The organism is Bacillus sp. ISL-7 (assembly GCF_018613065.1).
The window spans coordinates 1-12,344 of sequence record NZ_JAGGQW010000018.1 but is presented as its reverse complement, the minus strand read 5'-3'; the positions used below and the strand labels follow the sequence as shown (position 1 = coordinate 12,344).

The following is a 12,344-nucleotide window of genomic DNA, read 5'->3' as shown; positions in this document are numbered from 1 at the left end:
ACTACAATTGAAAAATGCTTTCTTTTAACGTTTTAACAATAAAAGTAAAGTCATCTTCTGTAATGCTTAATGGAGGAGAAAGTTGCAAAATATTATTATATCCCACAACGGTGTCCCCATTTTTACCAATAATTAGACCTTTTTGTTTACAAAGACTGATGACTTTGTTCATCTTTTCAATCCTAGCTGGCTCTTTTGTTTGCTTATCTTCCACTAGTTCAATACCTAAAAGAAGACCTTTTCCGCGAACATCCCCTACGTTTGGATGCTCCTTTATATCCTCTAGTTCACCTAACAGTCGTTCACCTAATTCTCTGGAGCGTTCAATGAGCTTCTCATTCTCCATAATTTCTAGGTTCTTCAAAGCCAGGGCGCAAGCAGCAGGATTTCCTCCAAACGTATTCACATGGCGGAAGCGATCATAATCATCACTGCCTACATAAGCTTCATAAATCTCCCTTTTAACGGCTGTCGCTGAAAGAGGAAGATATCCACTTGTTAGACCTTTAGCCATCGTAATAATATCCGGCTTTACTCCATAGTTCATAAACCCAAACGGTTTACCTGTTCGGCCAAATCCACAAATGACCTCATCAGAAATCAAGAGTGCCCCATGCTTCTCGCAGATTTCTTTTACTTTTGCCATATATCCATCAGGCGGCATTAAAACCCCTCCACCCGTAATAATAGGCTCCATAATGACACCCGCCACTGTTTGGCTTAATTCCCATGTCATGACACGATCAATTTCTTCGGCACTTTTCAGTGTATGAACATCATCTGGATTACGGTACGTATCTGGTGGTGCTACATGTAGAAATCCTTGACCTAATGGTTCATACTTATACTTTCGTTGCGCTTGACCGGTTGCAGCTAGCGCTCCCATTGAATTACCGTGGTAAGCACGATAGCGTGAAATAAACTTAATACGACCATTATCCCCTTTTTGCTGATGATACTGACGGGCAATTTTAAATGCTGTTTCGTTTGCTTCGGACCCGCTATTCGAGAAGAAAATGACGTAATCATCACCAAGCCATTCGTTTAACTTTTCTGCTAATTGAATCGCAGGGATATGACTTTGAGATAAAGGGAAATAAGGCATCTCCAATAATTGTTCATAGGCTGCTTGAGCCAGCTCTTTTCGACCATACCCAACATTTACACACCAGAGGCCTGACATACCGTCTAAATAACGATTACCTTCGATATCCGTCACCCATGCCCCTTCTGCCTTTGTGATAATTAAATTCGATGGATTAGGCACCGCTCCTCTCATCGCGTGCCAAAGGTACTTTTCATCTGTTTTTTGCAAACTTTGTGTTTGTTCTGTGGCTTGCACAATCATCAACCCCATTCTATCCTTTATGGTTATACATCACTTTTTTAATAACGAGCCGTAAGCATTTTCTTGCGAGTATAGAATTCTACGCCATCTTTTCCATTTGCATGAAGATCACCATAGAAGGATTTCTTATAGCCAGAGAATGGGAAAAATGCCATAGGAGCAGGAACTCCAAGATTAACACCAAGCATACCCGCATCAATTTCATCACGGAATTCACGAATGGATTTAGCACTGTCAGTATAGAGACATGCACCATTTGCAAACTCAGATTTATTTGTAAGTTCAATTGCTTCCTCTAAGCTTTCTACTCGAACAATCGATAACACAGGGGCAAAAATTTCATCTTGCCATATTTTCATTTCAGGATGCACGTGGTCAAAGATTGTAGGTCCGATAAAGTATCCTTGCTCATTCTCTGCATCATTTCTTCCATCTCGAATGAGAGAAGCGCCCTCATTTTCACCAATTTCAATATAATTAATGGTGCGTTTTTTTTGTGACTCACGAATGACTGGTCCAAGGAATACACCTTCATCCATACCGTTTCCTATTTTAATTTTATCGGCTGCTGTTTTAAGTCGACTTATTAATTCATCTGCAACGTCTCCAACTGCAACGACAACGGAAGCTGCCATACAGCGTTCACCTGCAGATCCAAATGCAGCACCAATAATATTGTTTACCGCATTGTCTAAATCTGCATCCGGCATGACAATCGAGTGATTTTTTGCTCCTGCAAGAGCTTGTACACGTTTGCCATTAGCTGCTGCTGTTTTGTATATATACTCAGCCACAGGTTGAGAACCAACGAAGGATACAGCCTTCACATCGTCATTATCAAGAATGCCATTAACAACGTCATGTGCACCATGTACAATATTTAATACTCCATCAGGAAGACCCGCTTCTTTAAACAGTTCAGCTAAACGATTAGCCAACAACGGTGTTCTTTCTGATGGTTTTAATACAAAAGTATTTCCACATGCGATCGCGAGTGGGAACATCCAGCATGGAACCATCATAGGAAAGTTAAACGGCGTGATTCCCCCGATTACTCCGATAGGATAACGATACATACCCGACTCAACACCAGTGGCAATATCCGGAAGTTGCTGTCCCATCATTAAAGTGGGTACACCGGCAGCAAATTCAACACATTCAATCCCACGCAAGACTTCACCGTAAGCTTCTTCATAACTTTTTCCGTTTTCTAAGGTAACGATCGTCGCCAATTCCTTCCAGTTTTCAACTAATAGTTGTTGATAGCGGAATAAAATACGAGCACGCCTGGGCACTGCAACCTTTCTCCATGTTTTGAATGCTTCTTTAGCAATCGCAACAGCATTATCTAAATCTTCCCGAGTGGAAATCGGTACACGGGCTATTACTTCTCCTGTTGCCGGGTTCGGTACCTCTTCAAATTGTTTACTTGTAGATTCTACCCATTGCCCACCGATATAGTTCTTTAATGTTTGCACAGTTTGTGTTAACTCCATTGTAAAACCTCCTATTTTTGAAAGAATAACAATCCTTTGAGTTCATTATATTTATTATAAAAACCCCTATCATTAGACACTGTGTAAAATATTCTGAAATTTTTTTCTACATTATGATTGATGCGGTACGAAACTATTTACAAGTTGTCATATATGAAAAAAGAAACCCAGATTGAGGGTTTCCAGTAGATTATGATGATTTAGGTATAGAAGCATATTCATATGGTGACTTAGCCGCAGAGGTATATTCATATGCTGAGATCGCCACTTCAATTGCTTGACGCTTATATGGATCCATGAAGTCCCTTCCAATTAATTCATACAATTTGTCAAGTCGATGATATAGTGTTTGTCGAACAATATGAAGTTGTTCAGCTGTTTCTTTTTTGGCACCCTTACATTGCAAATATATTTTTAATGTTTTTAATAACTCTCCATTGTTCTGTTGATCATGCAATAATACAGATCCTATATAATCTGAGATGAATTCATAAAGAACCCCTTGTTCGTTAGCTGCTAACACAAGACGAAAAATATATAAATCCTCATAAAAATAACTAATTAATTCATTCGGCATTTTTTCTCGGATATTTAATGTTTCTTTTGCTGTATGATAGCTATTTTTTACAAGACTTAAATTATTGACAAATTTTCCTGCACTAAATTCAAGTTGGGAAAATTTCTGTTTTTTTATAAACTCGGATTTTTTCAAACAATCTATTCCTTCTTGCACCCTACGTTTGAAATCATTAGTTTTCGAACTATTGAGAAGTATAAAAATTATCTGACCTTTTTGTATATGAGATAACAGGAAGATACCTCGTTGTTCAAAAATAGAGCGAAAGTATACTTTTAAGTAAGTGAATTCTGAAATTATTTTTTCTAGATTATCGGCTTTACAGAGCAAAACAGTACATCCATTTGGTTCGAGATTAGGTTCCAGCTCGGAGAGGTATCTATGAATTTGTTCATGACTATACTCTCCATCAAGCCAACAACTAACCCATTCCACTTCTTTAGCTTTCCTTTGTTCTTCGATGTATAATTCGCGTAAAAGGCTTTGAGCTAAAGCTATGGCACTACGGTCTAAAACTAGAGATTCAAATTCCGTAATGGCCTCCGATTCCGAAATGATGAATAGATCTGCAAAAGTCTGATTCAAGGCTTGTACAGATTGGTGAGCAACGTTCATATGTAAAGGTATCTTATTATCTTTTAAAAGTTGAAACATTTTATCTTGTTCATCTGGTGTTTTTTTAGAGATAACTTGAACTTTTCCTTGGTTAGAAATATAAAATACTGTCATTTTTAAATGATCATGTAAAAGTTGCAAGATGTTTTGTTGAGGATTAGAGGAAAGAAGCACTTGATTTAACCTATTAGAATATTCTTCTAGATCAGAAAGGATTTGATAATGCTTTTTAATCAAGAGGCTATGTATCTCTTGTGTAATATCAATAAACCGTACTTCTGTAGAGAAAACAATTAATGGAAAATCATGGGTATCAGCTAATTCTATTACTTCTTGTGGTATCTTAGATATATACGGTCCTAATTCAATGCAAAGTCCAGCTGCATTGGAATCAATGGACTGTTGAACTAATGAATTAAAAGCATCTTCATCCCCTTTCCATCCGACGCCTGTAGAAAGAATAAGTTCATTTCCATTTAAAAGATTTGAGATAGAGGTTAATTCCAGAACATGAACCCATCGAACGAGCCGAAAAAGCCCAGCTTTCCCCGCTATTACTTTTGCATGAGCAAAATGTTTATTCTGTAAAATTTCGTGCACTGATAATTTAACTTCAAAGTTCATTGCCAACTTCCTCTCATTTAGGTTTTGGACAAACTTTAGCATGTTGTTAATTACAATGGATGGACTAATTTATTACTCTTTGTTAAATTTTTAGATTAATTTATTTTCTAACTCAGACTTTCAATTTATATTCTAATAAGTTACATAGTGGATAACTCTCTGAATTTGAAACGCTTTCAAATTATCCCATTTGCATTGTGGGATAGCTGAGTTATTTTCAGTATACTTAATGACTTTGCATGAGTAAAATGAACGTTTATAATGTTATGTATGAGATAAACTAATATATAAAGGAGAAGAAGATGACAATTAGTCGATTTGAGGTCTTTTACGCTATAGTTGAATCGGGGAGTCTGACAAAAGCGGGAGAAATGTTAAACTTAACACAATCAGGTATCAGCCATGCCATTACTAGTCTTGAAACTGAATTTGGCTTTTCTTTACTCACCCGAGGGCGATCAGGCATTTCTTTAACAAGTAATGGAGAACGTATGCTTGCATATATTCGTGAAATCTTGATTTTACATGATCGAATGAAGCAAGAGGCGGCAGCGATAAACGGTTTAGAAATGGGTGTAGTGAGAATAGGTACATTTACAAGTGTCGCTACACAATGGCTTCCCCATATTATAAAACAGTTTGAAGATGATCATTCAGGAATTATCGTGAAATTGTTTGAAGGTGATTATTCTACCTTAGAACAGTGGATTTCAAACGGAGTAATTGACTGTGGTTTTCTCACTTTACCTACACCGAAATCACTTGAATTTCTACCACTAAAAAAAGATAAGATGCTTTGTATTCTATCAGATCAGCACCCTCTTCATACCCAAGATAAAATTTCCTTTAAACAAATACAAGAAGAACCTTTGATTATGCCCAAAGAAGGTTGGGACAATGAGATAAAACAAATTTTTAGAGAAAACAATATAAAACCAAATGTGAAATTCGAGGTATCAGATGACCAAACTATCATTGCTATGGTACAAAATAATTTAGGTATCAGCATACGACCTGAAATGACTTTATCTCATATCCCTAATAACGTTCGTATTCTTAATTTAGAAAATGAGTCTTTTCGTTTTATAGGTATGGCTACAAAACCTAATATGTCTCCTGCCACAAAAAAATTTATTGATTGTGTCCACTCATGGTTAAGTGAGCACAATTTACTGGATTATTAACATCAAAGCGTCTGTCATCTGAAAAGTTCTGGAAGCGAATTTTAACAACCAAAAAACCACTCCCTAATTTTTATAGGAAGTGGTTATTGCAATTGAGAATTCCTTATCAGACCAAAATGTTTCAGAAAACCCGTAACCCAGTGTGTGGGACTTAGGTTTTAATAAGAAAACAATACATTCTTTTCTATAAGTGTTTTTTCAAGTCTTTTCAATTTTTTAATCGATTCTTCTGATGATCGTTTACCAATTTCAATTACCAATGCCTCTATCAACGTAATAATAGGTACTACTGAAAATTGTTCTTTACTAACTTCTACTTTCAACGTTACGGACGCATAAGAAATAATTGGACATGAGATATAGTCTGTTATCAATATAATGCTATTGCCTAGTTCATAAGCCAGCTTAACGGCTTCGATAACTCGATTAGTGTATGGTTCGAATGCAAAAACCACTAAAATTTCATCCTTTTCTAATTGTAAAATCCTATCGAAAATCACTTCCGTATCATGGCCTAGTTGCCTTATCTTAGAGTAGAATTCTCCAAGTAACTGTTCAAAATATAATGCAGTTGCTTTGTACGGTCGAGTACCCAAAACATTGATATGACTTGATTTTTCTATGAAATCAATAGCAATTTCGAAATTTTCCATTAAATTAGAGTCTAAAGATTTGTTTAATAAATTAACTGATTCATTCCAAACTTGTACTAAAGTCGAAACTCTCCCTTCTTCTTTTTGAATTTCTGTAATAGACTTCTTTAATGTCCATCTTGATTCGGAAGGAAACGATTCATCGTAGATATCTTTTCGTAAGTCATTAAAGTTTTCATACCCTAAGGCATTTATCGTACGCATAACAGTTGAAATTCCAACTTTGGCATTACTAGCAAGCTCTTTAATCGTTACATAAACTTCTTCCAATATGGCACCAGTTCCCTCAAAATATGGAACTAACCAAACGTTTGATTAAAACTGGTATCAGCTCTGGTAAATCAACGTTTTTCTCTGTAATTGTATAAAATACTTGTCGATAACTTGGGCAGCTAAGCCTTCCATTCACCTTATTTCCCTTAAAATTTACACCCTTCGACCAACTGCAAACTAATCAAACGTTTAATTAAATAGGCTGAATAGCCCTCCCTCTCAACCTTTTACTCCCAAATCTGTTAAAGAGATTGTTGAATTTACACTACTCCAAAAAACTAACCAAACGTTTGATTAGTTAACCACGACTCCATATAAGTAAAGAGTTTCAGCCTTTTCATAAAAAAATCTTTGTCGACGCAGTTCTATTTTTCCTATATAAAAAATAAAAAACAAGTCGATATTTGGATTTCCTTAGGGAAACTCACATGCTTCGACACGTTGCCTGATCATTCCTTACTAACCTAACGTTTGATTAGTTGCGGGAAAAACCCTTTTAAAAAAAGGATTTTTCCCCGGGAAATGGAGAAAAGAATGTCGAAATCCGCTCGACAAAACAAAAGGCGCAAAGCCCGTATTGCGGCGTATGGACTGGAGCAGAAAATCTCCATTCCAACAAAATAAAGAAGTATATTTTCACCATTTGTATAATTTAGGGATTTTGTAGGGCACCATATCATTGTTCTTATCAAAATTAGATCCTCTAAAGGAGGGAACAAACTGGTACATTTCATGATCAGTGATTCAATACATATTAAGATTTCATAATGTGAGGAGGAATTATTGTGAGGCGTTACTTAAAGGCAACAGGTTCGTTTTTTTTGGCCTGTATGGTCCTTGTTGGCTGTCAAACGAATAATAAGCAGAACAATGCAAATAACAAGGAAGAAACCAAGAAATCCAACCAAGCAAATCAGGTAAAGGAGACAGGATTCCCAAATTGGGGTTATGACCTCCAACATACCCGACATGTGCCCTATAAAGAGATTACAAAAGATAATGTAAAAAAATTAGGGATTGTCTGGCAGCAGGATATCCTGGAATGGAATCAGGATATTCCTAATTTACAAGAGGATTTCCCTGTCGTTCAAAACGGAATCATGTATGTGACGAGTGCAAAAAACCATGTGTTTGCAATCGATGCCGCAAGCGGAAAGAAAATTTGGGCATGGACACCTCCTAAGGAAGTACTTGACCATCTTGAAAGTTTGCCATGGCAGTCCAACGTGGCAAGCAGAGGTGTCGCGGTGGCCAATGGAAAGGTATATGTCTTGATGATTGACAATCGGCTGGCCAAACTTGATGCGAAAACCGGAAAACTGGAAAAAATGGTCAACTTCTGGGATCATGTTCCCTCCATTAAATTAGAAAACCGATACTATGAATCTTCGGCTCCCATGTATTATGACGGCAACATTTACGTTGGAAGCAGCGGCGGTGATAATGGCACTCGAGGCTTCGTTTGGGCATTTAAGGCTGATAGTCTCGAACCGCTCTGGAAAGAACCATTTTGGACAGTTCCTGAAAGAGGAACAGGCTGGGCGAAGGGGAAATACACGGGCGGAGGCTCCGTATGGACACCAATGTCGTTCGACCCAGATACCGATATAATGTATTTTGCAGTAGGGAATCCAGCCCCTGACTTTTACGATGCAGATCGAAAAGGGAAAAATCCATATACGGATTCCATCGTTGCTTTGGACAGTAAAACGGGGAAATTTAAGTGGGCCTCCTCCGAGGTTGATCACGATGTATGGGATTATGACGCTGCCGCGACACCGATGGTTCTCAATACCAAGGTCAGCGGGAAAAAACAGAAGATTGTGGTGGAAGGCGGAAAGAACGGGAAATGGTATGCATGGGATGCCAAAACCGGAAAAACCATTTATGATGGTGTACCATTTGTCAAAATTCAACATTCAACACCACCTAGCGATCAGAGTAAAGTGAAACTTCAATGGCCAGGTACGCCAGGTGGAGAAAGCTATGCCCCAGAGACGTATGATCCCGATACCAACTATGTGCTGATTCCAGGTATTAATAACCCGAATTTAATGTTAGCAGCAAAAGATCGAAAAGAGATTGCAAAAGATAACAATACCTTCCCTGGTACGAAGATACTTCCTTTACCAGAAGATATTGATCCTACTGGTAACATTACAGCTATTGACGTGAATACAGGTAAAAAGGTTTATCAAATCAAAACTGACGACCCGATGTATGGAGGATTAACAAGTACTGCTTCCGGCCTTGCTTTCTACGGGGAATTAGACGGAACGGTGAATGCACTCGATATTAAAAAAGGAAAAGTATTATGGGGCATGAAAAGTGGAGGAAAACAAATTAAAATGGCCCCTTCCATCTATATGGTTGACGGCAAACAATATATTGGGGTGATTACTGGTGGAACGAGGGTAGTGGTTTATGGACTCGGTGGTAAGGAAAAGATCGCTGCCCCTAATAAAAATGCTAAATTACAAGGGCAAGCCGACGTTGTTATCGACCCGGAAAAGGTTTACAAAAAAAGTTGTATTTCTTGTCACGGAGATAATCTTCAGGGCGCAACTGCTCCAAATCTTCAACACATCGGTAAATCGATGACCAAAGAACAAATATTGAACCAAATCTTAAACGGCGGCGACCGCATGCCGGCGGGCCTCGCTAAAGGTGCAGAAGCTGAAGCACTAGCAGAATGGCTGTCCAAAAAGAAATGATGTGTTTTCTTGAAGCAGTTCGAGTCCGATCACTTCTTTCGGACTCAGATTGTTTCAAAGTGGAGCAACCTATAAACGAAAAATAAGGATGGTGGTAAAATGAGGGACCTAACGAAATATACCGTGCGATTCAGGGCTATCGCCTTCTTCCTTTGCTTGCTCATTGGCTTTGCCTCCCCTGCTTTGACCAGTGCCGAATCCCTAAATCAGGGCTTAGGCTCAGCTGAAGATAACGGAATCAAGCTAACACTCAATGGCTATTCCATCGTAAACCATGGTCATACCATTAGGCTGAATTATACAATACATTCCAATTCGAATATTCAAGTAGATCCGTATGCCAAAAGCCTTATGGCAAGTCCTCATATTTGGATTGAACACACGTTAGTTCGTGAAAATTCCGATACGTTTAAAAAGATAGGTAACAACTTATATAAAGGAACGATAGAAGCACAACTACATCAATACAGACCTGAAAATCCTCATATGACATTTAAAACTGATGGGATATTGAATCAAAAGGGCCAATGGACCATTCGATTTATCCTTAATAATGCTGATTACTAAAATATGTGTATTGAAACCCTAAAAGCATCCCGTATCATCCTTTAAAATGGTACGGGATTTGATTTTTAATTAAGAACAAGACAACATTGATCAAACTGATCAAAAATTTGATTCATGCGGAAAGCGACAAACATTGAGGTGCTCGGAAGGCCTTAATTAAGGAGGAAAAAATCGACTTTATTTATGATGAATATCTAAAGGGCTTATAAGGCCCTCTTTCCAATAGACTCAAGTAAAAGAGGCTTCTCCCAAACTTTGGGAAGAAGCCTCTAAACGTTGTTATTTCGGGATTTCTGGTGGGAGATTACATCATGCCGCCCATTCATTTTCATGAATAATAGAAGAAAATTTATTACAAAAAAACACTATAAATCACATTTTGCGAGTTTTATTTTTAATAGCCTGAAATAGTTTATTAACAAGTCGAGGACTAACCCGAGGACAAAAACAATTATAAAAGCTCTTCAGAGAGGATTTTTAATAATTAACACTAGTTACAGTTTAAATGAAACAATAATCTTCAATAAGCGAATAGTAACACAAAAAAGGGGCTCCCTTAAAGAGACCCCCTCTCGTTTCAAATGTTCTATATGTTACATCACCTTTTTCAAATCTTCCTGACTATCATTGTTCTGGTCTCTACTCGCAACATCATATTTTTCTGGATTTCTAGCGACCTTAATTAGGGCAAAGACCGTTAACAGCCCCAGTATTAGTGCAGGTACGCCTCCTAGATTAGAAAGCATTTTGATCCCATCAATCTTGGCAAAGCTAATCATGATCCAAGAAATAACACCAATAGCAGCTCCCCAAACAAATTTAATGAACATTGGTGATTCCGGGCTCTCAGGCGTAATTCCAGTAGAACTGATACCGCCCATTGCCGAGATATTGGAGTCGGATGCCGTTACAAACGAGATAAAGACAACAAATAAATAGAAAGGAATAACTAGACTAGACAATGGAACATCAGATAATACCGCATATAAAACCGATTCAGGTCCTTGATTCGTCAGAATATCCCCCAGGGTTCCTTCCGTCATCTGCTTATGGATTGCAGTGCCACCAAAGATCGTCATCCAGAAAGCACCGAAGACTGAAGGAAAAACGAAGTTAACCATAATAAAAGCTCTTACTGAATAACCATATGAAATTCTTCCAAGGAACAACGCTGTAATCGCTGCCCAGGCAAACCAGTTCGCCCAATAAAACACCGTCCACCATTGCGGCCACTGGTCTTCTGCTGCTGCTCCAGTAAATAAACTTTTTTCAAAGAAATGGCTCAAGAAGTAACCAAAGGACTCAGTTCCAAGATTGACAATATAAGCTGCCGGTCCTGCAACCAACAGGAATAGCACGATCACAATATAAACCTTCATATTGATATCCGATAAGATTCGAATTCCCTTCATTAAACCGCTGGAAGCAGAAATAATAAACGTAACCATGACCACTACAGAGATAATGGCCCAAAGTGTTGGGGTACTAGCTATACCTGTTAGATGTTTCACTCCACCCGCTAAGTTCAAAATACTGGTTCCCATTGCTGCGGCCATTCCAAGTGCCAATGTATATAAACATAAGGCATCAATCGTTTTCCCCCAGCCGCCAAATACTTTGTCGCCAAAAAGCGGTGCTAACGTTGAACTTAAGCTGAACGGTTTACGCATATTATAATAAGCAAAAGCGAACATAAGGGCAGGTACACAATAGATAGCATATGGCGTAACCGTCCAGTGAAGATACATCGTTGACATCGAAAAAATGGCTGCCGCAGGGCTATTCGGTTTGATCCCCAAAGACTCAGGTGGTGCCGTTACATGGTAGATTGGCTCAACAATTCCCCAAAAGGTTACACCTGATGCAATCGTGGTACAAAGAGTAATCGCCAGCCAATTTGACAATTTAAGCATGGGTTTTGCATTTTTCCCACCGATTTTTACTTTCCCCATTGGTGAAAAATAGACCCCTACAACCGTTAACAGCATAATCAAGCCGCCTAAGCTAAACAGCCAACCCACATTCGAAAGCAGCCAGTTATTGGCATTAGTCGCCATTTTAATGAAACCTTCTCTGTTCGTAAAGCTAAAGATAGCTGCAGCGATCAACAACAAGAACGGCGGCCAGAAAACGCTATGTCTCAAATTTTTCATCCATACTTCCCCTTTGTTCATAAAATTTAGAAACTTCTACTTATTTTAGTCGCCGGAACAGCGTTCCGGCTTCTTGATGTACGACAATGATCATTAACAAAAAGCCACCTGAACCGTCCGAAACCACTGAAAAATGAATC

General features: G+C 38.3%; 8 protein-coding genes. 3 read left to right on the top strand and 5 right to left on the bottom strand.

The window, feature by feature from the left end; translation table 11 throughout:
• Nucleotide 1 precedes the first annotated feature (1 nt).
• The 3 genes from J7E66_RS04810 to J7E66_RS04800 all read right to left on the bottom strand — a co-directional run bounded on the left by J7E66_RS04810 (nucleotide 2) and on the right by J7E66_RS04800 (nucleotide 4,660).
• Nucleotides 2-1,357 carry an aspartate aminotransferase family protein gene (locus J7E66_RS04810; RefSeq protein ID WP_214998280.1) on the bottom strand — a complete coding sequence of 452 codons (1,356 nt, stop codon included), beginning with the start codon at nucleotides 1,355-1,357 and terminating at the stop codon, nucleotides 2-4.
• Between the two features lie 29 nt (nucleotides 1,358-1,386).
• Nucleotides 1,387-2,844, bottom strand: a complete 1,458-nt coding sequence (locus tag J7E66_RS04805; RefSeq protein ID WP_214998279.1) for a CoA-acylating methylmalonate-semialdehyde dehydrogenase — start codon at nucleotides 2,842-2,844, stop codon at nucleotides 1,387-1,389.
• 190 nt (nucleotides 2,845-3,034) lie between these two features.
• Nucleotides 3,035-4,660 (bottom strand): PucR family transcriptional regulator, encoded by a 1,626-nt coding sequence (locus tag J7E66_RS04800; RefSeq protein WP_214998278.1) that lies wholly within the window; start codon nucleotides 4,658-4,660, stop codon nucleotides 3,035-3,037.
• A 302-nt stretch (nucleotides 4,661-4,962) separates the two neighbouring features.
• Between J7E66_RS04800 and J7E66_RS04795 the strand changes: the two genes are divergently transcribed.
• Nucleotides 4,963-5,844: a LysR family transcriptional regulator gene (locus J7E66_RS04795; RefSeq protein WP_214998277.1), complete on the top strand. Its 882-nt coding sequence runs from the start codon at nucleotides 4,963-4,965 to the stop codon at nucleotides 5,842-5,844.
• Between the two features lie 158 nt (nucleotides 5,845-6,002).
• Here J7E66_RS04795 and J7E66_RS04790 read toward each other — a convergent pair whose 3' ends face one another.
• The gene (locus J7E66_RS04790) at nucleotides 6,003-6,767 is read right to left on the bottom strand and encodes a MurR/RpiR family transcriptional regulator (protein ID WP_251032770.1); all 765 of its coding nucleotides are present in this window, start codon (nucleotides 6,765-6,767) and stop codon (nucleotides 6,003-6,005) included.
• Nucleotides 6,768-7,555: 788 nt separating this feature from the next.
• On the opposite strand from J7E66_RS04790, the gene J7E66_RS04785 reads away from it, so the two are divergent.
• Together J7E66_RS04785 and J7E66_RS04780 are read left to right on the top strand one after the other, a co-directional pair.
• Nucleotides 7,556-9,484 carry an outer membrane protein assembly factor BamB family protein gene (locus J7E66_RS04785; protein ID WP_214998276.1) on the top strand — a complete coding sequence of 643 codons (1,929 nt, stop codon included), beginning with the start codon at nucleotides 7,556-7,558 and terminating at the stop codon, nucleotides 9,482-9,484.
• Nucleotides 9,485-9,583: 99 nt separating this feature from the next.
• Complete coding sequence (locus J7E66_RS04780) at nucleotides 9,584-10,051, top strand: hypothetical protein (protein ID WP_214998275.1); 468 nt, start codon at nucleotides 9,584-9,586, stop codon at nucleotides 10,049-10,051.
• A 593-nt stretch (nucleotides 10,052-10,644) separates the two neighbouring features.
• On the opposite strand, the gene J7E66_RS04775 is transcribed toward J7E66_RS04780, so the two are convergent.
• The gene (locus J7E66_RS04775; RefSeq protein WP_214998274.1) at nucleotides 10,645-12,204 is read right to left on the bottom strand and encodes a BCCT family transporter; all 1,560 of its coding nucleotides are present in this window, start codon (nucleotides 12,202-12,204) and stop codon (nucleotides 10,645-10,647) included.
• Nucleotides 12,205-12,344: the final 140 nt, after the last annotated feature.

Excerpts from the sequence above, each read along its gene's own strand:
- J7E66_RS04810 (WP_214998280.1), bottom strand. The coding sequence starts at position 1,357 with ATGGGGTTGATGATTGTGCAAGCCACAGAACAAACACAAAGTTTGCAA.
- J7E66_RS04805 (WP_214998279.1), bottom strand. The coding sequence starts at position 2,844 with ATGGAGTTAACACAAACTGTGCAAACATTAAAGAACTATATCGGTGGG.
- J7E66_RS04800 (WP_214998278.1), bottom strand. The coding sequence starts at position 4,660 with ATGAACTTTGAAGTTAAATTATCAGTGCACGAAATTTTACAGAATAAA.
- J7E66_RS04795 (WP_214998277.1), top strand. The coding sequence starts at position 4,963 with ATGACAATTAGTCGATTTGAGGTCTTTTACGCTATAGTTGAATCGGGG.
- J7E66_RS04780 (WP_214998275.1), top strand. The coding sequence starts at position 9,584 with ATGAGGGACCTAACGAAATATACCGTGCGATTCAGGGCTATCGCCTTC.
- J7E66_RS04775 (WP_214998274.1), bottom strand. The coding sequence starts at position 12,204 with ATGAAAAATTTGAGACATAGCGTTTTCTGGCCGCCGTTCTTGTTGTTG.